Here is a 20,758-nt window from a genome sequence, read left to right as displayed (position 1 = left end):
ACGATGACCACGGCCACCAGGTCCACGAAGCAGCCAACCGCGAAGCATGCGGCCGACAGCCACGACCTGATCCGCGTGCACGGTGCCCGCGAGAACAACCTCCAGGGCGTCGACGTCGAACTCCCCAAACGACGGTTGACCGTGTTCACCGGCGTCTCCGGTTCCGGGAAGAGCTCCCTCGTGTTCGCGACGATCGCAGCCGAATCGCAGCGCATGATCAACGAGACGTACAGCGCGTTCGTGCAGGGCTTCATGCCGACCCTCGCCCGGCCCGACGTCGACGTCCTCGAAGGCCTCACCACCGCGATCATCGTCGACCAGGAACGGATGGGCGCCAACCCGCGGTCCACCGTCGGCACCGCCACCGACGCCAACGCGATGCTGCGCATCCTGTTCAGCCGTCTCGGCACCCCACACATCGGGTCGCAGCAAGCGTTCTCGTTCAACGTCGCCTCGATCAGCGGCGCCGGCGCCGTGACCGTCGAGAAGGGCGGCCGCACGGTGAAGGAACGCCGCAGCTTCAGCATCACCGGCGGCATGTGCATGCGCTGCGAGGGCCGCGGCTCGGTGTCCGACTTCGACCTCACCGCCCTCTACGACGACAGCAAGTCCCTCAACGAGGGCGCGCTGACCATCCCCGGCTACAGCATGGACGGCTGGTACGGCCGGATCTACCGCGGCAGCGGATTCTTCGACCCGGACAAGCCGATCGCGAAGTACACCAAGAAGCAGCTCAACGACCTGCTGTACAAGGAACCGACGAAGATCAAGGTCGACGGCATCAACATCACCTTCGAAGGATTGATCCCGAAGATCCAGAAGTCGATGCTGGCCAAGGACCGCGAGGCCATGCAGCCACACATCCGGGCGTTCGTCGACCGCGCCATCACCTTCCAGACCTGCCCCGACTGCGCCGGCACCCGGCTCAGCGCAGAGGCGCGATCGTCGAAGATAGGCGGCGTCAGCATCGCCGACGTGTGCGCCATGCAGATCAGCGACCTCGCCGACTGGGTCCGCGAACTCGACGAACCGTCGATGGCGCCGCTGCTGAAGTCACTCGGCGACACCCTCGACTCCTTCGTCGACATCGGCCTCGGCTACCTCAGTCTCGAACGGCCCGCCGGCACCCTGTCCGGCGGCGAGGCCCAACGCACCAAGCTGATCCGGCACCTCGGTTCGTCGCTCACCGACGTCACCTACGTGTTCGACGAACCCACCATCGGCCTGCACCCGCACGACATCCAGCGCATGAACGACCTACTGCTCCAGTTGCGGGACAAGGGCAACACCGTCCTCGTCGTCGAACACAAGCCGGAAGCCATCGCGATCGCCGACCACGTCGTCGACCTCGGTCCCGGCGCGGGCAGCGACGGCGGTCACATCGTGTTCGAGGGCACCGTCGACGAACTGCGCGCCAGCGACACCGTCACCGGCCGGCACCTCGACGACCGCGCCACGCTGAAGGAGTCGTTCCGGACGTCGACCGGCGCTCTGGAGATCCGCGGCGCCGACACCCACAACCTCCGCGGCGTCGACGTGGACATCCCGCTCGGTGTGCTCGTTGTCGTCACCGGTGTCGCGGGCTCCGGGAAGAGCTCCCTGATCCACGGCTCGGTGTCCACCCGCGACGACGTCGTCGCCATCGACCAGGGCGCCATCAAGGGGTCCCGGCGCAGCAACCCCGCCACCTACACCGGCCTGCTCGACCCCATCCGCAAGGCGTTCGCCAAGGAGAACGGCGTCAAACCCGCTCTGTTCAGCGCCAACTCCGAGGGCGCGTGCCCGAATTGCAACGGCGCGGGCGTCGTCTACTCCGACCTCGCGATGATGGCGGGGGTGTCCACGCCGTGCGAGGTGTGCGAGGGCAAGCGGTTCCAGGCAGAGGTCCTCGACTACACGTTCGGCGGCAAGGACATCAGCGAGGTCCTCGGCATGTCCGTCGCCGAAGCCGAGGCGTTCTTCGGGTCACCGGATGCGAAACTGCCTGCCGCGCACAAGATTCTGCAGCGCCTCGCCGACGTCGGGCTCGGCTACGTGAAGATCGGCCAGCCCCTGACCACCCTGTCCGGCGGCGAACGGCAACGCCTCAAGCTCGCCACCCACATGGGGGAGAAGGGCGACATCTACGTCCTCGACGAACCCACCACCGGCCTGCACCTGGCCGACGTCGAGAACCTCCTCGGTCTGCTGGACCGGCTCGTCGACTCCGGCAAGTCGGTGGTCGTCATCGAGCACCACCAGGCCGTCATGGCACACGCCGACTGGATCGTCGACCTCGGTCCCGGCGCCGGCCACGACGGTGGCCGCATCGTCTTCGAAGGAACCCCCGCCGATCTCGTCGCAGACCCGCAGACCCTCACCGGCAAGCATCTCGCGGAGTACGTCGGCGCCTGACGACCGGAACCCGGCCGCCGCCACGCCACCCAGGAAGGGAGCAACAAATGACCGACAGTGTCCCGATCGTGGTGGGGGTCGACGGGTCACCGTCGGCAGACGAAGCCGTCCGCTGGGCCGCCGTGACCGCCGACCGTCGCCGCGCCCCACTACACATCGTCGCCGCCGCGTTCGTGCAGGGCAGATCCGGTGTCCCCATCGGACTACCACCCGGATACCTCGAGGACCAGGAATCCGAGCGGCGCGGGCACCTGAGCCGAGCCACGACGATCGCGACGGAGACGGCATCGTCAGGATCGCTCACCGTCAGCACCGAACTGGTCGCCGGGGCCCCCAGCCACGTCCTGGTCGAGCAGTCGTCGTCGGCGCAGATGGTCGTGCTCGGTGCGAGGGGCCGCGGTGAGTTCACCGGCGGACTCGTCGGCTCGGTGAGCACTGCGGTCGCCGCACACGCCGACTGTCCGGTCGCGGTGATCCGCGAGCAGTCCGCGGAGGTCCCCGGCGGTACCGTCGTCGTCGGGGCCGACGGGACAGCGAACAGCGAACCGGCCGTGGAGGAAGCATTCATCGAGGCGTCACTGCGTGGCAGCGGTCTGGTTGCCGTGCACGCCTGGTCGGATTTCAGCCTGTCCGCCCTGACCGCGCACGACCATCCGTTCCACTGGCGGTCCGTGAAGGAGCGTGAGGAGGCGGCACTGGCGGAAAGCCTCGCCGGCTTCGCCGAGGACTATCCCGAGGTGACTGTCCGGCACGTCGTCGTCAAGGACCACCCCGTCGACGCGCTCGTCTCGTTCGCGGCGGACGCGCAGCTGGTCGTCGTCGGGAACCGTGGCCGCGGCGGGCTGTCGCGAACGTTCCTCGGGTCGACGAGTCGAGCGCTGGTGCACAAGACGAACTGCCCCACGCTGATCGTCCGCAACTGACCCCGCCCGTCCACCGCGCCGTCGCCGTCGATCACCCCCAGAACACAACGTGCCGGAGAACCGGACAGAACACGTTTGAACGGCGGTTCACACGGGAACCACTACGCCGTGGGCAGCACAACCGCCGCCCGCGGCGTAGGAAGGGGCGTACCTCGTGACCGAGGAGCACATCGAAGGATCGAACACCATCAGGCCGAACGCCGGAGAAGCAATCCGCAACCCGCGCGGGTGGCCCGGTTACGGCGCCGTCATGCTCGGCGTCATCCTGATCGCCCTGTGCGTGCTGGCAGCCGGGTACGGGTACGAGGGGTGGGCGTGGCTGTCCGGCATCGTCGGTGCCGTCGTACTGGTCCTCGGTGCCCTCGCGGTGCTTGCCACGCAACGCCGCTCGCGGCCACTCGACGCGACCCGCGGACCTCACACGTGACCCGTTGCCCAGCCGGAGCGTTCCAGTGAGCGCTCCGGCTGGGCAACCGGGGTAATGCATATGGGCCCGGCCACCACACCCGGTCAGGAATCATCCTCGTGGGGGTCGTGACCGTGAAGTTCGCGACCGTGCCGGAGGAGGGCTCGATGACTCGTGTCGCACAGCGGGTGAATCGAACTCAAGCGGCAACGACACACCGCCACCACCACCCGGTCCGACACCACCACGCGGCCGTCGGTCCCGGTCATCCGGACCGGTCCACGCACCAGCGCCGGCCCGCCGGGGATCCGGCGAATCACGTGCGCATCGGGTCCGTTCCACTCCGGGACGGACTTCGGGTCAGGCGGGACGGTCGCCACGGATCACCACCACTTCCTCCCAGGACTGACCGGGCTCGATCAACCGCTGCGCCCGAAGATTCGACGACTCCCGCTCCATCACGGGCCCGAACGGAATCCGCGCCCGCGCCACCGTCGCCGCCTTCAACCCGGTCTGCCGCAGCTGATCGACGGTGCGGGCAAGTCCGGTCACCTCGGAATGGACGATCAACGCGAAGCCTCCCGGCCGCAACAACTCCGGCATCACCTCGCACAGGGGATCGACGACACTGCGACCCGTCGGGCCACCGTCCCACGCCCGCGAACCCGCGCCGCTGTTCGGCTCGGCGACCGGCACGTACGGGGGGTTCGCGACCACGACGTCGTACGGACCCGACCGGCGAGCCACGTCGAGACCGCCGCGAGCCACCCGGATCGGCAAACGGCGCAGCTGACCGTTCAGCCACGCCGACACCGCCGCCCGAACGGACACGTCCACGGCCATGACGTCCGAGGCGCCACACTGCGCGGCGGCCACCGCCACCGCACCGCTGCCCGTACAGAAGTCGAGAACCTTCGCACCCGTAGGAACACCGGCGGTGGCGAGCGCCTCCGCGAGAAGCCAGGTGTCGGCCTGAGGTCGATACACCCCAGGCAGGCGCACGATGACCCCGGACTGATCGGCAGTAGTCGGCATTGCCGAGAAATGCCCAACCGACCCCGCCGCGAAACATCCCCCACGTGTGACCGGCGGATGTTTCGGGTAACACACGAGCATGAGAATCGGCTACAAACTGTTCGCAGAAGGCTACTCACCGACCGAACTGGTCCGGCAGGCGCGCCTCGCCGAGGATGTCGGCTTCGACTTCGTCGAGGTCAGCGACCACTACCACCCGTGGCTCGACAGTCACGGCCACTCGGGTTTCGCCTGGTCCGTCCTTGCTGCGATCGCCGCGACCACCGATCGGCTCCTGCTGGCAACCGGGGTCACCTGCCCGTTCCTCCGTTACCACCCGGCGATCGTCGCGCAGGCCGCCGCCACCACAGCTCTACTGTCCGACGGCCGCTTCACCCTCGGGCTCGGCACCGGCGAACGGCTCAACGAGCACGTCGTCGGACGCGGCTGGCCGTCCGTCGACGTCAGACGCGAGATGCTCCGCGAGTCGATCGACATCATGCGCCTGCTCTGGTCCGGCGGATACCACTCGTACCGCGGAACGCACCTGCAACTCGAGGACGCCCGCGTCTTCGACCTACCGGAATCCCCACCACCGATCGTTGTCGCGGCAGGAGGGGGAGCGGCCGCACAGCTGGCAGCCGAGTACGGATCCGGACTCTTCGCCACCGAACCGTCCGCGGACCTCGTCGACGACTACACGCGCGCAGGTGGCAATGGTCCGCGCTACGCCGAGGTGTCGCTGTCCTGGGCGCCGACCGAACAAGCCGCCGCGGAATCGGCGCACACGATGTTCAGGTTCGGCGCACTCGGGTGGCCGGTGCAAGCCGAGCTTCCGAGCATCTCGGGCTTCGAATCCGCCTCCCGATACGTCACCGTCGACGACATCCGCTCCTCGTTCGGGTGCGGACCCGACGTGGATGCGCACCTCGACGCGATCCGCCCCTACAAGGACGCCGGATTCGACCACCTGGCCCTGACCAACGCCGGGCCGGACCCGGACGGGTTCCTCGACTTCTACCGCGACGAGCTGGGCCCTGCGCTGCGCCGTTGAACGGTCGGTACAAGACCACGCCGCAAACCCGGGCGAAACCGCCGATTCCGGGTATCTACCCGTGATTCTGGGACTCCATGCCGTGGTGGCCTTCGTGATCATCACGCGCCGGGACAAGAAGCGGAAAGCCTGAACATCTCGGCAGGCGACTGTTTGAGACTGCAGGACAGCGCGAGGGCATGAAGTGTGGTCATCTCTTTCGAGTGCCCAGGAAGCCTCCTCGCAATCACGTCAACCACGCGATCGCCTCAACGCAGGGCGGCGGCGAGGCGCCGCCACTCCTCCAGGGGAATCTCCCGCTGATCCGCCCGCAGGACCTGCACGCAGACGTGGTCGGCGCCCGCGGCACGGTGCTGCTCGACGCGGGCCAGGACGTTCGCCTCGTCACCCCACACGATCACCGCGTCGAACAGCCGGTCACTGATCGTGGCGAAGTCGTCGTCCGTGAACCCCAGCCGACGAAGGTTGTTGGCGTAGTTCGGCATCGACAGGTACGCGGCCAGCCATCCGGCTCCGACCGCGCGGGCCTCGTCCCGGTCCGCCGCGAAGATCGCGGTCTGCTCGGGGGCGAGCAGGGCACCGTCGCCGAGCGTCTCCCGTGCGATGGCGGTGTGCTCGGGCGTCACCAGGTACGGGTGCGCGCCGCGGCTGCGTTCCGCCGCCAGCTCCAGCATCTTCGGCCCGAGCGCCGCCAGCACCCGGCTGTCCACCGGGACCGGCTGCGGCGCGGAGTCGAGTCCGTCGAGGAATGCCTTCGTCATGGCGAGCGGCTTGCGGTACCGCCCCGGTTCCGTGCTGTCGATCAGCGGCGCATGGCTGATCCCGAGACCGAGCAGGAACCGTGGACCGTGCTCGGCGGTCAGACGGGCGTGCGCCGCGGCGACGTCGTGCGGCTCGTGCATCCACATGTTGAGGATCCCCGTCGCCACCACGGTTCGCGTCGTCGCCTTCAGCAGGTTCTCGACGGCGTCGAGCACCGGGCCCCCGACGTCGGGGATCCACAGCGCCGTGAAACCCAACTCGTCCACTTCGGCGGCCGCCTCCGCCGCCGCACCGGCATCCCCGTATCGCAGGGGGGAACTCCACACACCCACACCGTCAAGGTTCATGGCACGGACGGTACCGGGCTCGACAGTCCACGACATCTGTTCGTTCGGCACCGAAGTCGACATGGTGGCGGAGAGCCGATCCGGGGCGCGTCGACCTGGGGGAGGGACACGGCGGCCGCGCGCCTCGGCTACGGTCCATCCATGAGCGACGGTTCAGCGAGTCCTGACGTGTCCACCGAAATCGAGGGTCCGCACGAGGGCGGCTTCCGCGCACGGGCGGCGATCACCACCGAACGCGGCGGCCCGCGCTACGGCGAGTTCAGCGAACAGGTGCGCACGCTGATGGACAACGTCCGATACGCCTGCCCGACCCCGGAGCTCGCCGACGAACTCATCGACAAGCTGGCAGAGATCAACGACAAGCTTGCGGCAGCGCGCATCGACGAGTGGCATTCGCCGTCCGGAACACGCATCGACCTCCCGGCCCGCGGCAACATCAACCTGCCCCCGTTCGACGTCACCTATCTGAACGACGACGGCGCCTACGCGACACTCACGTTCCGCGACTTCCACCTCGGCGGGAACAACGCCGCCCACGGAGGCCAGATCGCCGTCGCCTTCGACGAACTCGGCGGCTACGCATCCGCGGTCGCCATCCAGGGTGTCAGCCGCACGGCCTACCTCACGGTGCACTACCGGTCGATCACACCCCTCAACACGCCGCTGCAGATCCGGACCTGGGCCGACAGGATCGACGGGCGGAAGGTGTACGTCAAGGGAACCCTGCACGACGGGGATCGCCTGTGCGCCGAGATGGAGGCACTGTTCATCAAGCTCAACCCCGGGCAACGCTGAACAGCGCTGCGGCAGTGGCGGATACGAGCCGGGACCGAATCCGTCCTCGGACGGACGTCAGCCTGCCGACGTCTCCGCGAGGACGAGCTCACCCATCCGCTTGAGTCGCTGCACCATCGCCTCGTAGCTGGTGAACCCCATGCCGGCCTGCAGCATCGCGCCGGACACGGCCATGTTCAGCGCGTCGAGCGCTGCCGGATTCGCGCGATCCCCGAGAGCGTCCACCAACTTCCGGCCGATCAGGTCGCCGGCACTGCCGCGCAGCCGGTGCACGTCAGCATCGTCGGCGAGCATCGCGGCCATCGCCGCGGTGTTCAGTGACGGATCCTCCGCCATGAACTGCCCGAGGCCGGCGAAGGTGTACGCGAGCCGTTCGCCGGCCGTGTCCCCGAAGATCGGCCGCGTGGACCACTCGACCAGGCTGCGGTGGAACGCCTCCGACACCAGATGCTGTTTGGAGGCGAAGTAGCCGTACGCGGTCGCGTGCGTCACGCCCGCCCGGCGGCAGATGTCCCGCATCGACAGTCGGTCGTAGCCGACGTCGCGGAGCGCGTCGACGGCCGCGTCGATGAGTTTGCCGGTGGTGTCCGCCGGGCGTCCGGCGAGCGATCGCCGCGGAGACGCCGACTCACCGCGCATACGTTTCGGTGGCATGCCTTGACACTAGGACAGCCGCGTTCCAGCCCGCAAAAGAATGCTCTCACCTCGATATTTACCTGCGCCCGCGAATCACCGCAATTCGGGAACTTTACAGGTGTCAATACGCTAGCTTCGACACCTGTCAACCAGCATCAGGTGAGAGGTGGAAGTCGATGGCATTCGAGCGCGCAGAACTCGACGACATGATCGAACGTTGGCTGCAGGCCAACCGAGACGGCGAGAAGGCAGGGAACTGGCGGAACCTCGCCGACTACTACACCGAGGACGCCACCTACGGATGGAACTACGGCCCGGAATGGGATTTCATGGCCGTCGGGCGCGACGAGATCCGCGACCTCGCGATCGGACTCGAGATGGACGGCCTCGACGGCTGGACCTACCCGTACCAGTCCTGGGTCGTCGACGAGAAGACCGGCGACATGATCGGCCTGTGGAAGCAGGTGTTCGAGGCAACCCGGCCGGACGGCTCGCACTACGCGCTCGACGGAATCCAGGGCAGCTGGTTCAAGTACGCAGGCGACCACAAGTTCGGCTGGCAGCGGGATTTCTTCGACTACGGCAACGTCACCGCCCTCTTCATGGAGATGATCACCGACGGCGTCATCACCGACGGTATGACCGCGCGCATGACCCGCGTCGTCGAGGCCGCCCAGAAGCGGCAGCCGCTCCCCGGCTGGTACCGGGCCGGACAGTCGCCCGTTCCCATGTGGTGACGGCGCAAATCACCGAAACCACCCCCACCGCTTCCGCCTGTGGGCAGAATCACACGGAAGTCGACGCCGACCCGGATTACCGGAACCTCCAGTCGCACGGCGCAACCCGACTCGGCGCCTGTGCCTCCCGAAAGGAACCAGTGTGAGAGCAACCCACTCACTCAGTCGTAAGCTTCGCTCGACAATGATCGTCGGCGCCGTCGGCGTCCTGGCGTTCGGCGGCGTGACCGCCTGCGCCGACGACGGTTCCACGGACTCCGACGCGGGCTCCACCAGCGCGCTGCCGTCCAACCCCGCCACCGGTGATCCCGTGAAGATCGGCTTCATCACTCCCGAAGGCGGCGCAGTCTCGCTGCCGATGGTCCGCGAAGGCGGCGAGGCCGCCGTCGCGTACCTCAACAACAACGGCGGCGGAATCGGCGGACACAAGGTCGATCTCGTCATCTGTACCCAGCAGGAAGAGCCGGCATCCGCCACCGCCTGCGCCAACCAGATGGTCGAACAGGGCGTCGCGGCGGTCGTGTCACCGCTCGGTGCGCAGGGCGCGGTCATGCTCCCCATCGTCACCGGAGCAGGCATCCCGTTCATCGCACAGGCACCCGTCTCGCAGGTCGAGATGATGTCGCCCAACTCGTTCATGCTGTCCGGCGGAATCGTCTCCATTCTCGGCGGACAGGCTGCCACGGCAGCCAAGGACGGCGTCAAGAAGGTGGCACTGTTCGTCGGCGACTCCGGCGACGCCGCATCGTCGCTCGGGATGGTCGGCAACCCCATCTTCCAGCAGGCCGGCGTCGAACTCGAGATCGTCACGATCCCCAACGCGGTCGCCGACCCGACGCCGCAGATCACCGCCGGACTCGCGAGCAACCCCGACGCCGTCTCCATCGTCGGCGACACCCGACTGTGCACCTCGGCGATCAAGGCACTGCAGTCCGTCGCGCCGGACGTGCAGAAGTACCTCATCGCCAGCTGCCTCGACCAGGCGGTCGTCGAGTCCACCGGCGTCGAGGCGATCGCCGGAGCCAAGGCGTTCACCACCGTCGTCCTCGACTCCGACGAGCCGACCGTCGAGCTGTACAAGAGCGTGATGGCCGAGTACGCCCCCGACACCGACCTCAAGGGTCTCGGCTACCTCGGCTACCAGGTGATGATGTCGCTCGGTGAGGTCGGCAAGTCGCTCACCGGCCCCGTCACCCCGGAGTCCTTCAAGACGGCACTGTCGACCGCCAAGGACGTTCCGATGCCCGCCGCTCCCGGACTCACGTTCACCTGCGACGGCACTGCGGTCCCGATCCTCACCGCGCTGTGCAGCAAGTCGATTCTCGTGAGCACCGTCGAATCCGACGGCACCCTCTCCGAGACCGTCCCCGTCAACACGTAATCCGACGTGATCGGGACCGCCGGCCCCGGCGGTCCCGATCACGAACCCACCCGACAGGGCCTTTCACATGACCGAGCACGTCGCCTTCCTGGCGCTGGGGATCGGCAACGGCGCAGTGTACGCCGCGCTGGGCCTCGCCCTCGTGATGACCTTCAAGAGCTCCGGCGTGGTGAACTTCGCCACCGGGGCCGTTGCCCTCTACGCGGCGTACACGTACGCGTTCCTCCGCAGGGGCGAATTCCTCAATCCGATCCCCGGTTTCGACCCGACCGTCGACCTCGGAAGCAAATGGGGGATCCTGCCCGCACTGGTCGTCTCCGTGGCGATCTCCGCCCTGCTCGGCGTCCTGCTCTACCTCCTCGTGTTCCGGCCACTACGCACCGCTCCCGTGCTCGCCAAGGCGGTCGCGTCCATCGGCGTGATGCTCGTGCTGCAGGCACTGATCGCGCTGCGCGTCGGAACGATCACCCCCGCCGTCGGCCCGATCTTCGACCAGGGCCGCATCACGATCGGCGACAGTCCCGTCGCCACCGACCGGCTGTGGCTGGCGGCCGTCGTGATCGGACTCGCGGTCTGTGCGGCACTCGTGCTGCGGTACACACGGTTCGGCGTCGCCACCGAAGCAGCAGCCGAATCCGAGAAGGGCGCACTGCTCACCGGGCTCTCCCCGGACCGGATCGCGATCGCGAACTGGGCCCTGTCGTCCGCCACCGCCGCCATCGGCGGCATCGTCATCGCCCCTCTCGTGCCGCTCAATCCGGTCGCGTACACGATGTTCATCGTGCCCGCCCTCGCCGCGGCGCTCGTCGGCAACTTCGCCAGCATCACCCTCACCGTCGGCGCCGGACTCGCCATCGGCATGCTCCAGTCCGAGGCCACGAACCTTCAGGTGACATGGGACTGGATGCCGAGCACCGGTGTCGCCGAGGCCGTTCCGCTGGTGCTGATCCTCGGCTTCCTCCTCGTGCGCGGGCAGCCGCTGCCCGGGCGCGGAGCCGTGATCCGGCACGACCTCGGCCGATCCCCGCGTCCCCAGCGCATCGCCCTGCCCACCGTCCTCGGGCTCGTCATCGGGCTCGTCGCACTGCTGACCACCTCTGGCAGCCTCCGCCTCGCCGTCATCGGGACGATGATCTTCGCAGTGATCGCACTGTCCCTCGTGGTCGTCACCGGCTACGCCGGCCAGGTGTCCCTCGCTCAGCTCACGCTCGCCGGTGTCGGCGCCTACGCACTCAGCAGGTTCTCCACCAACCTGGGCATCCCGTTCCCGATCGCGCCCCTCCTCGCCGCCCTCGCCGCGATGGTCGTCGGAGTGATTGTCGGGTTGCCCGCACTTCGGGTCCGCGGCCTCCCGTTGATGGTCGCGACACTCGCGCTCGCCGTCTTCGCGGAAGCGTTCTGGTTCCGTAACCCCGACCTCAACGGCGGGCTCCAGGGTGCGCCGATCGACCCACCCAGCCTGTTCGGAATCGAACTCGGCATCGGGGCAGGGGAGGGCTACCCGCGCATCGCCTTCGGCGTCGTCTGCCTCGTCGTCGTCACCGCTGTCGCGCTCGGTGTCGCCGCCCTGCGCCGCAGCACCCTCGGCGCGGCCATGCTCGCCGTCCGCACCAACGAACGCTCCGCCGCCGCGTCCGGCGTCAACGTCGGCCTGACGAAGCTGACAGCGTTCGCCATCGCGTCGTTCGTCGCCGGTCTGGGTGGTTCGTTGCTGGCGTACCAGCAGACCCTCGCCACCGCAGGCACCTACACGGTGTTCGCGGGCATCGGCCTGTTCGCCGTCTTCTACATCGCCGGCGTGACGTCGGTGTCCGGCGGCCTGCTCGCCGGGGTGCTCGCACCCGGCGGACTGCTGTACTTCGTCACGGAGCGATACCTGCACTTCGGTGACTACTACATGCTTCTCAGCGGCATCCTGCTGGTCGTCACGGTCGTCACCAGTCCCGACGGCATCGCCGGGCACCTCCAGCGGATCCCGATTCCCGGTAGACGAGCTGCCGACCGGAGTCGGACAGTGCCCACGCCCGCACCCGCCGCCCCCACGACCCCGACACCTGCGGACGGCACCACCGTCCTGTCGGTCCAGGGTGTCGGTGTCCGATACGGAACGGTCCGAGCCGTCGACGACGTCGGCTTCGACCTGCGGGCGGGCGAGATCGTCGGCCTGATCGGACCGAACGGCGCAGGCAAGACCACACTGGTCGACGCGATCAGCGGATTCGCCGAAGCGGAGGGACGAATCATCCTCAGCGGGAACGACATCGGCACGCTCCCACCGTTCCGGCGCAGCCGAGCAGGACTGGGCCGCACCTTCCAGGACATCGAACTCTACGACGAACTGACGGTCGCAGAGAACGTCGCCGTCGGCGCGATCCGCCACCGCGGCGACACCGACACCTCGGTGGCATCGGTGCTGGCGCTCCTCGACATCGCCGAACTCGCCGACACCACCGCGGCAGACCTCTCACAGGGACAACGGCAACTGGTGTCGGTGGCACGAGTGCTCGCAGGACGCCCGACAGTCGCCCTGCTGGACGAACCCGCCGCCGGCCTCGACAGCTCGGAAAGCCGATGGCTGGGGGAGAGGCTGCGATCCGCCCGGGGCCTGGGAGTGACCATGCTCCTCATCGACCACGACATGGACCTCGTGCTGAACGTGTGCGATCGGGTCGTCGTCCTCGACCTAGGCAAGGTGATCGCCGTCGGAACGCCCGAGGAGATCAGGAACGACCCCAGGGTCGTCGGCGCCTACCTCGGATCACCTGCGCACCAGCCGGAAGCTCCCGAAACCGTTCCCACGGAGGTGAACTCGTGACCGTGCTCCAGTGCACCGGCCTCCAGGCCGGATACGCGAAATCGGCACCGTGCGTGCGCGGGTTGGATCTGACGGTCGACGCGGGGGAGATCCTCGCCCTCGTGGGCCCGAACGGCGCCGGGAAGACGACACTCCTGTCGACTCTCGCCGGACTGCTTCCGCGCCTCGGCGGCACCGTCGCCGTCGAGAGTGATCCTCTCGCCTCGGGACGCCCACGCGACGCCGTCCGTGCGGGCCTGGTGCTCGTGCCCGACGACCGAGCCCTGTTCCGCCGCCTGTCCACGGAACAGAACCTGCGACTCGCGATTCGCGGTCGCGGCAACCGACGAGCCGGTGTCGACCGGGCGCTCCAGTACTTTCCGGCCCTGGAATCCCGTCTGCGTGTCGCCGCCGGACAACTGTCCGGCGGCGAACAGCAAATGCTCGCCATCGCACGGGCGCTGCTGCAACAGCCGAAGATCCTGCTGATCGACGAACTCAGCATGGGCCTCGCACCGGTCGTCGTCGAGTCGATCCTGCCCGTGCTCCGCCAGGTCGCCGAAACCGACCGCACCGCAGTCGTGCTCGTCGAGCAACACGTTCGCCTCGCGCTCGAGATCGCCGACCGCGCGATCGTCCTCGTCCACGGCGAGATCGCGCTGACGGACACCGGCGCCGCGCTGGCCGCGGACATCGGACGCGTCGAACGTGCCTATCTCGGAGTCGGTGCATCGGCCGGAGCATGAGGTCGTGCGTCCCGCCCAGCCCACGTCAATACGTCACTGTGACGTATTGACGTGGGCTGGCGGGACGCAGTGGGGAACCAGGTTCGGGAGTTCACAGACAACGGTCGGGCCGCAAGAGGCATCCGTCCGATGCCATTCACATGCAACCGCGGGGCGTGCGAGCGTCGACGAACCGATCCCGCCGGAGTCATCCGTGTCGCCGTCTGCGCCGGCCGGGCACACGACGCTTCGATCCAAGAGAAAGCGCATGCGCGAGATGCTCGGCGAGGACCGAGCCGGCTCGGGTGGACACCAAACGTGGCGCGAACTCGATTATCACGCCAGATCAGCGTGCACCCGATAAGGGACATTATGTCACTTTGTGTGGGGAAGGCCGTCCCCTGAGGAGAGACTGCGGCCGGCCGCCGGCGGCAGCCTGGATGAAGTCGACCCGTCTCACGCGGCGGCAACCTCGCCGACCCCTTCCCGGGAACTCCACCTGCCCTGCACATCCGACTGAAGGTCGCATTCGTTCGGTCTGATCGGACGAATGCGACCTTCAGCCCGTACTGCGGCGCCGGCGCGCCGAACGCCCGACGATTCGGCGCCGAGAACGATGTGACGAGCTGTGCGCGGTCGACGCTCCCCGCGTCCCAGCCACCGCCGACCACTTCCGACTTTCGTGGATAATTGCGATTATCCACGAAATATACAGTGCTGCAACATCTTCGGAGGCGCGCTGACCGATGGTGGTCGATGTTGATCGCCCGACCGTTACCAAGTCTGCGATCCCCCAGGACATGTCGGACGGCTGTGGCATCCTTTCCGACATGACGAACGAACGATGCCGCCTGCTCACGCGGGCCCGCGACGGGGCGGAGCTACCCGTGCCCCGGCGCGTCCCCATCCGGGGGTAACGGGCCGGGGCGCCCGTCACGAAAGGCATTGCCTTGTCGCGTACCGATGCCCACGCTCCCCTTGTCGTCCGCATTGCCCGTCGCGAGCTTGCCGCGGCCGTCGAGCACGATCATCGTCTCGGCGTCTGCGACCTGCCCGACGACGCGATCCACAACTCCTCTGGTGGATGTTCCTGGGAGTTCCACTTCACTGGCGAACACATCTGCTGCTGCTCGCTGTGCCGCGACAGCGTCGGTCATCGGAGGGATCTGCGCCGCGAACGTCGCCGGAATGCAGCCGCTCTCGTAGCGGCAGGTCGGCGGTGGCGGTTCGGCGACCCGGAAGCGTTCGATCACCTGGTCACTCCGTCCCGCCGCCGGGACTGGTGGTACTGACCAGCCTCTACCTCGAGCCCTGCGAGAACGTCAACCAGATCGTCCTCGCCAGGGCTCGAACCAACCCCTCGTCGGTGACGGCGCCGTTCGGATGAAGAACATGTTGCGTGACAGCCCGTTCGACCATCCACGTCACCGCAGCCACCGACTCCGGCCCGACCGCTGGATCCACCCTCCCCTGCTCACGCCAGCACTCGACGTGCGATGCCGCGACCTCGATGAAGCCGTTGATCCGACCGAACCAGAACGCCGCGACCTCGGAGTCGTACGCGGCGAGTTCACCCAGCGCACGCATCACGGTCCAGTGCTCCCGGAAGCCCGCCACCATCTCTCGGATCACGCGTTCCACGCCTGGCAACCCCTGGTCGAGAGCGGAATCGTCCGCGAACCACCGAGCCGGCGCATCGAAGAACGCCGCCGAGGCCACTTCGGCTACGTGGACCAGCACCTCGCTCTTGTTCGGGAAGTACTGATAGAAGTTCGTCCGCGACATCCCGGACCGCTCAGCGATCCGCATGACCGGGATCTCGGTGTACCGCTCACCGCCTGCGAGCAACTCCTCGACCGCGGTGAGTACCCGCTCGGTCACCTCGACACGCCGCTCACGTGCCGCGACACCATCTGACCTGGTCACCGATCCCATACGCCGATCGTACGCCCCAACCATTCTTGACACCCGCCATGACCAGGCATAACGTCAATCTGACACCGTGTCGGACATTACGTCGGGTCAGAAGTCCTTCGACGAGCCGAGAGGTCGGTCCGCATGATCGGAAGCAGTGAGCAACACCCCGGTGCCGACGGAACCGGCACCGTCGAGCAGTTCGACGCCGTGATCGTGGGAGCCCGGTGCGCAGGCTCCGCCACGGCGATCGCCCTTGCGGAACGCGGACTCCGGGTGCTCGCGATCGACTCGGCGCGATTCCCCTCGGACACGCTGTCCACCCACCTCCTGTGGCCGAGCACCATGGCCGAGATCCAGGCGCTCGGCGCCCTTGCTGCGGTCGAAGCCATCGGTGCACCGAGGCTTCCCGTCGCGCAGGCGGTGCTCGACGACATCGGCTGGGAAACCGGCTACTCCCCCGTGTCCGGTATCGACTATGCGATGTGCGTTCGACGAACCAAGCTCGACGAGGCAATCCGGCACACCGCCGTCGCATCCGGCGCCGACCTCCGCGAGCAGTGCGCGGCGACGGGCCTGATCCGGTCCGCGGGCCGCGTCGTCGGCGTCCGGTACACCGATCCGGACGGGTGCGCACGCGAGACTCGCGCACCGATCGTCGTCGGCGCCGACGGCCGGAAGAGCATGGTGGCCAGGGAGGTCGGGGCCGAAGCACCCCTGATCTGCGCACCCAGTGGACGCGCCTGCTACTTCGGATACTGGACGGACCCGCACACGTCGTTGCGTCACATCGCCACGCAATGGCGAGTCGAGGGACTGCTGGGCACCGCATTCCCCTGCGACGACGGACAGTTGCTGTCGCTGCTCCAGCCTCCGATCGCGCTCGCACCCGACTTCCGCGGGAGGAAGGTGCACGACGCGTACCTCGCCGGTATCGACGCCATCCCGGGGCTTGCGCGACGCCTCAAGGGCTGCGAGCTGACGTCGAAGGTCCGTTCCTGCACCGGAATCGAATCGTACTTCCGGCGGTCGAGCGGTCCGGGCTGGGCGCTCCCCGGCGACGCCGGCCACTTCAAGGATCCCGTCACCGCCCAGGGCATCCGCGACGGCTACCGCTACGGCCGACTGCTCGGCGAGGCGCTCGCGCCGGTCCTCGCGTCACGAGCCGGAGTCACTGCGTCCGCGATCGACGAGGCGACCGCGCAGTGGGCGGCGACACGAGAACGGGACTGTATCGAGATCTACCAGTGGACGAACTTCCTCGCCGCGGGCGCTTCTCCGTCACCGATCGAGTACGAGCTCTACCATCGGGCGCAGTCCCGGCCCGAGTACGCGGCGATCCTTGCCGACATCTACAACCGTGTCCAGCGCCCGGCCGCGATGACTGCGCCGGCGACGGTCGCGGCATCGTACGCACGCGCCCTTCGACGTCCGAACTTCACGGCCCGGGACGTCCTCGCCGACCTCCGCGAGCAACTCGAGCGGATGAGTTCCGACTGGCAGATGCGACACACCTTCCTCCGCGGTCACGCGACGTCCGCTCTCCCCCACGGTGATTCCGCGACTCCACCGGCGATCGGTGTCGCCGCAACCCTGTGACCCCTCCCCTGTCGATGCTGCTTGTGACGGTCGACGATTCGGGAGTCTCCACTTCGGGCTGATAAATGCAGCGTTATGCCATTATCGCTGGAGAGGCCTGCGCTGCCGCTCGCAGCGATCGGTGACCACGGCGCGCTCGCAGTTTCAGCGTGCGCGTCGCGCAGCGCGCCTTCCCTACCGATCCACACTGGCTCGACACGGTTGACACGCGGTACACTACCGGCACAAGGAGGTGATGGCCATGCTCGCCGACAGGGACACGGCTCGCGATTCGATCCACGCGCTGTCCGACCAGGATCTCGTCGCACTGCTCAGCGAGGAGTTCGCGCGCCGCCCGACGCTGCGCCCCGTGCGCGACGACGTGACGGCACTGCTCGCGATGAGCCCCACCCTCGCCCACACACAGGAACGTGCCGTGGCCAATCCCGCGGCCGCGGCCGTTGCGCGCACGCGGATCGTGGCCTCGGCGCTCGGCGCGATCGTCGACCAGCACGACATGCTGGACTCGACCGCCGTCAGCCGGATCCTCGGGAAGTCGGCGACGAGCAGGAACACCGCGAGCCGGCTCGCCACGTCGGGGTCCGTGATCGCACTCCCCGCCCCAGGACAGAAGCTCTATCCGGCCTTCCAGTTCGACGCTGCCCGCCAGGAGGTCCGACCGATCGTCCGTGAACTCAACCGGCGACTCGGCGCCAAGGACGATCCGTGGGGCGTCGCGTCGTGGTGGCTCTCCCCCACCGACTTCGCGGACGACCCCCGCTCCCCCGCCGAACTCGCCGTCGCCGGCGACCACGACGAGGATCTCCGCGACCTGGCGGACGACATCACGCAGGATTGAGTGTGGCGGCACATCATCCGGATCCGCCCACACCCCTGCCCTCCGCACTGATCGTGTCGGTCCCGAGCGGAACACCGTTGTGGCGCATACACAGCGCGAAGCGCGGCGCAGCGGACCTCAATCCGACTGCGAGCCCTCGGCCACGCAAGGGTGGCCGCTTCGACAGCATCGACGGGTCGTACGCCTACACCTACGTCGGCGACAGCCCGGCCGCGGCCGTCGCCGAGACGCTGTGCCGCAACCTTCCCGTGGACCAGTCACCCCGGCTCGTCCCTCGAGTGCAGATCGCAGGTCGAGTGCTGAGCGAGCTCCGCACCACCCGCGCGTTGCGTGTCGTCGACCTGACCGGTACCGGGTCCTCCCGTATCAACGCCGGGGTGTGGCTCACCAAGTGCGATCCATCGGGATACCTGCAGACCCGGCGTTGGGCGGCAGCGATTCTCGCCGCCAATCCCGACGTCGACGGCATCCAGTTCCGACCGCGCCACGACGAGAACACACTGTCGTGGATGCTCACCGGCGCACCGACCGTCCACGTCCACCCCGGCATCACGCCGGTCGGCGGAGTGGTCCCCCTCGACTCCAGCGACGGCCACTACCTGCTCGGCGCACTGCTCACACCGCACAACGCGGCCCTCGGTCCGTAGCGGGTCACCACATTCACCGATCGGCAGGCCGGGCACCCGCCCGTCAGGGCGGGTTGCGGTTGGTCGTGAACTGCCCGGCCCCAGTGCCGATAATCCGCCTTATGACATTATTCTGTGGAACACTCGAAGGATTCGACAGCTTCCCAGGTCACAGCGCCCTGGCTCGGTCTGCCGCCTCCCGGTACTCGGCGCGGTTGTGCGCGATGTGCGAATCCACGCGCATGTGGTCCCGCATCGTCGGAATCGCCGCAGTGTCCTCGCTTCCCATCCCCCGCCGCAGCAACCATGCCTGTACCTCTCCCCACAGCCACGACTGCCCGAGCGTCAGGTTGAACGGCGACGGGAACGGATCAGCCTGGTGCCGTTGCCCGTTCACCCAGAGGGCGACGGCCTGACGGGTACAGCCGGCCCGGTCGGCGATGATCCTGCGATTCACCAGCTCCGGCTGCGTGCGCTCGACGTGGACACCCGCTCCGCTCAGCCTGGCGACGAGGTCGACCCCCGCAGCATACCCACGCATCGCGTGCGCACTCGCCGTGATCACCTGCAACGGTCCGTGATCGGCGATGTCGGCGTCCAGTTCACCGCGCACTCGCTCCTCCACCCGAAGCGGCAGCACCGACGCGACGAACGAGTACCGGAACGGGCGCGTGTTCGACTCCACGCTGCCAGCCTAGTGTTGACGTACGTCAACGATGCGAGCGACGCCGCCGATCCGCCCGGCCACCGAACGTGACGGTGCGGTCCGGCACAATCGAACACGTGACCGAATCGCTCGACGACTGGTTCGAGGAGTTCCTCGTCTACCGGAGCACCGCCAAACCGTCACCGAACACTCTTCGGGCCTACCGTCAGGACTATCGGACGGTGGCCGACAGCCTGGCGCGCGCAACGGGCGTGCCGCCCGAGCGACTGTCCCCGACCGTCATCGACAAGGGGGCGATGCGCGGCGCCTTCGCCGAGTACGCCGACACCCGACAGCCCGCTTCCATCCGTCGATGCTGGTCGACGTGGAACATGCTGTGTGACTTCCTGTTCGCCGCCGACATCATCGTCGCGAACCCGATGTCGTCGGTGCTCAGACCCAAGGCACCGAAGACCGTACCCAAGGCATTCCACGCGGATGCGGTCGAGCGCCTGATCGCCTCGCTCCAGGCTCCGGACGAGGGAACCCGCGCCTGGCCCGAACGCGATCTGGCACTGATCCTCACCGGCCTGCTGACCGGGCTCAGGTCGGCCGAACTGATCGCGATCGATCTCGGCGACCTCCGTGATTCCGCGGGCGACCGGATCGAGGCCGCCAAGGTCATCCACGTACACGGCAAGGGGAACAAGGAACGTGTCGTGACCGTGGAGCCGGTCGTCGTGGAGGTGCTCGGCGACTATCTCGACAGCCGTGCGCGGCGGTTTCCGGCGACCACCCGTCGGCGTGCCGCCACCGACCCGTGGCAGCGCTTCGCCCCCACCGACCCGATGTTCGTCGGAGGGAGCGGAGCGCGGATCACCCGTGGCACACTCCAGTATCGCGTCGAGCGCGCCTACCGGCGGGCAGGCATCAACGGCGATCGCGCGAAAGGCGCTCTCGTGCACCAGCTTCGTCACACCTTCGCCACGGCGATGGCCGATCAGAACGTCAGCGTGTACACACTGATGCGGATGCTCGGCCACGAGTCCATGACGACAACGCAGCGCTACACGTCGGGCGCCGGTACCGAGGTTCGCGGAGCCGCGGCCCTCAACCCGGCGTACGACCTCGTTCGTCGTGCCGCCGGGACGACCACCGAGCCCTGAC

General features: G+C 68.0%; 20 protein-coding genes. 13 read left to right on the top strand and 7 right to left on the bottom strand.

The features are described 5' to 3' along the window. The first annotated feature begins 3 nt into the window (after positions 1-3). From ACFSJG_RS15540 to ACFSJG_RS15530, 3 genes are all read left to right on the top strand, one after another. On the top strand, positions 4-2,394 hold the full coding sequence (locus ACFSJG_RS15540) for an ATP-binding cassette domain-containing protein (protein ID WP_378486132.1): 2,391 nt from the start codon (positions 4-6) through the stop codon (positions 2,392-2,394). 47 nt (positions 2,395-2,441) lie between these two features. Beyond that, positions 2,442-3,317 (top strand): universal stress protein, encoded by an 876-nt coding sequence (locus ACFSJG_RS15535; protein ID WP_378486131.1) that lies wholly within the window; start codon positions 2,442-2,444, stop codon positions 3,315-3,317. A 154-nt stretch (positions 3,318-3,471) separates the two neighbouring features. Continuing rightward, positions 3,472-3,744: a hypothetical protein gene (locus ACFSJG_RS15530; protein WP_378486130.1), complete on the top strand. Its 273-nt coding sequence runs from the start codon at positions 3,472-3,474 to the stop codon at positions 3,742-3,744. Between the two features lie 83 nt (positions 3,745-3,827). Here the strand turns inward: ACFSJG_RS15530 and ACFSJG_RS15525 are convergent, their stop codons facing one another. Continuing rightward, positions 3,828-4,010, bottom strand: a complete 183-nt coding sequence (locus ACFSJG_RS15525) for a CDGSH iron-sulfur domain-containing protein (RefSeq protein WP_378486444.1) — start codon at positions 4,008-4,010, stop codon at positions 3,828-3,830. A gap of 73 nt (positions 4,011-4,083) precedes the next feature. Continuing rightward, the gene (locus ACFSJG_RS15520; RefSeq protein ID WP_378486129.1) at positions 4,084-4,710 is read right to left on the bottom strand and encodes a HemK2/MTQ2 family protein methyltransferase; all 627 of its coding nucleotides are present in this window, start codon (positions 4,708-4,710) and stop codon (positions 4,084-4,086) included. Between the two features lie 127 nt (positions 4,711-4,837). Between ACFSJG_RS15520 and ACFSJG_RS15515 the strand changes: the two genes are divergently transcribed. Then, positions 4,838-5,791 carry a TIGR03557 family F420-dependent LLM class oxidoreductase gene (locus ACFSJG_RS15515; RefSeq protein ID WP_378486128.1) on the top strand — a complete coding sequence of 318 codons (954 nt, stop codon included), beginning with the start codon at positions 4,838-4,840 and terminating at the stop codon, positions 5,789-5,791. Positions 5,792-6,039: 248 nt separating this feature from the next. Here the strand turns inward: ACFSJG_RS15515 and ACFSJG_RS15510 are convergent, their stop codons facing one another. Next, positions 6,040-6,900 (bottom strand): LLM class F420-dependent oxidoreductase, encoded by an 861-nt coding sequence (locus ACFSJG_RS15510; RefSeq protein WP_378486127.1) that lies wholly within the window; start codon positions 6,898-6,900, stop codon positions 6,040-6,042. 141 nt (positions 6,901-7,041) lie between these two features. On the opposite strand from ACFSJG_RS15510, the gene ACFSJG_RS15500 reads away from it, so the two are divergent. Further along, positions 7,042-7,695: a PaaI family thioesterase gene (locus ACFSJG_RS15500; protein WP_465270024.1), complete on the top strand. Its 654-nt coding sequence runs from the start codon at positions 7,042-7,044 to the stop codon at positions 7,693-7,695. A gap of 57 nt (positions 7,696-7,752) precedes the next feature. Here ACFSJG_RS15500 and ACFSJG_RS15495 read toward each other — a convergent pair whose 3' ends face one another. Continuing rightward, positions 7,753-8,349: a TetR/AcrR family transcriptional regulator gene (locus tag ACFSJG_RS15495; RefSeq protein WP_378486126.1), complete on the bottom strand. Its 597-nt coding sequence runs from the start codon at positions 8,347-8,349 to the stop codon at positions 7,753-7,755. A 158-nt stretch (positions 8,350-8,507) separates the two neighbouring features. Here ACFSJG_RS15495 and ACFSJG_RS15490 point away from each other — a divergent pair, with 158 nt between their 5' ends. The 4 genes from ACFSJG_RS15490 to ACFSJG_RS15475 all read left to right on the top strand — a co-directional run bounded on the left by ACFSJG_RS15490 (position 8,508) and on the right by ACFSJG_RS15475 (position 13,989). Continuing rightward, positions 8,508-9,068, top strand: coding sequence for a nuclear transport factor 2 family protein (locus ACFSJG_RS15490; protein WP_378486125.1), 561 nt, complete (start codon positions 8,508-8,510; stop codon positions 9,066-9,068). 184 nt (positions 9,069-9,252) lie between these two features. Then, positions 9,253-10,449 (top strand): ABC transporter substrate-binding protein, encoded by a 1,197-nt coding sequence (locus tag ACFSJG_RS15485; RefSeq protein ID WP_378486124.1) that lies wholly within the window; start codon positions 9,253-9,255, stop codon positions 10,447-10,449. 67 nt (positions 10,450-10,516) lie between these two features. Beyond that, positions 10,517-13,264 (top strand): ABC transporter permease subunit, encoded by a 2,748-nt coding sequence (locus tag ACFSJG_RS15480; RefSeq protein ID WP_378486123.1) that lies wholly within the window; start codon positions 10,517-10,519, stop codon positions 13,262-13,264. Beyond that, a complete protein-coding gene (locus ACFSJG_RS15475) occupies positions 13,261-13,989 on the top strand; it encodes an ABC transporter ATP-binding protein (protein ID WP_378486122.1) in 729 nt (242 codons plus the stop codon). The genes ACFSJG_RS15480 and ACFSJG_RS15475 overlap by 4 nt, the downstream gene beginning before the upstream one ends. An 860-nt stretch (positions 13,990-14,849) precedes the next feature. Here ACFSJG_RS15475 and ACFSJG_RS15470 read toward each other — a convergent pair. Both ACFSJG_RS15470 and ACFSJG_RS15465 read right to left on the bottom strand, forming a co-directional pair. Beyond that, complete coding sequence (locus tag ACFSJG_RS15470) at positions 14,850-15,221, bottom strand: hypothetical protein (protein ID WP_378486121.1); 372 nt, start codon at positions 15,219-15,221, stop codon at positions 14,850-14,852. 46 nt (positions 15,222-15,267) lie between these two features. Beyond that, positions 15,268-15,903, bottom strand: coding sequence for a TetR/AcrR family transcriptional regulator (locus tag ACFSJG_RS15465; RefSeq protein WP_378486120.1), 636 nt, complete (start codon positions 15,901-15,903; stop codon positions 15,268-15,270). 123 nt (positions 15,904-16,026) lie between these two features. Between ACFSJG_RS15465 and ACFSJG_RS15460 the strand changes: the two genes are divergently transcribed. From ACFSJG_RS15460 to ACFSJG_RS15450, 3 genes are all read left to right on the top strand, one after another. Continuing rightward, positions 16,027-17,481 carry an NAD(P)/FAD-dependent oxidoreductase gene (locus ACFSJG_RS15460; RefSeq protein ID WP_378486119.1) on the top strand — a complete coding sequence of 485 codons (1,455 nt, stop codon included), beginning with the start codon at positions 16,027-16,029 and terminating at the stop codon, positions 17,479-17,481. A 241-nt stretch (positions 17,482-17,722) separates the two neighbouring features. Then, the gene (locus ACFSJG_RS15455) at positions 17,723-18,319 is read left to right on the top strand and encodes a hypothetical protein (protein WP_378486118.1); all 597 of its coding nucleotides are present in this window, start codon (positions 17,723-17,725) and stop codon (positions 18,317-18,319) included. A gap of 2 nt (positions 18,320-18,321) precedes the next feature. After that, the gene (locus ACFSJG_RS15450; protein WP_378486117.1) at positions 18,322-18,966 is read left to right on the top strand and encodes an RES family NAD+ phosphorylase; all 645 of its coding nucleotides are present in this window, start codon (positions 18,322-18,324) and stop codon (positions 18,964-18,966) included. A gap of 148 nt (positions 18,967-19,114) precedes the next feature. Here ACFSJG_RS15450 and ACFSJG_RS15445 read toward each other — a convergent pair whose 3' ends face one another. After that, complete coding sequence (locus ACFSJG_RS15445; RefSeq protein WP_378486116.1) at positions 19,115-19,630, bottom strand: hypothetical protein; 516 nt, start codon at positions 19,628-19,630, stop codon at positions 19,115-19,117. A gap of 98 nt (positions 19,631-19,728) precedes the next feature. On the opposite strand from ACFSJG_RS15445, the gene ACFSJG_RS15440 reads away from it, so the two are divergent. Next, entirely contained in the window at positions 19,729-20,757 is a 1,029-nt protein-coding gene (locus tag ACFSJG_RS15440; RefSeq protein ID WP_378486115.1) for a tyrosine-type recombinase/integrase, read from the top strand. The last annotated feature ends 1 nt before the right edge of the window (position 20,758 follow it).

It is taken from the genome of Rhodococcus gannanensis, assembly GCF_042681175.1.
GTDB classification, from domain to species: Bacteria; Actinomycetota; Actinomycetes; order Mycobacteriales; family Mycobacteriaceae; genus Rhodococcus_G; species Rhodococcus_G gannanensis.
This window is presented reverse-complemented; position numbering and strand designations above follow the sequence as displayed.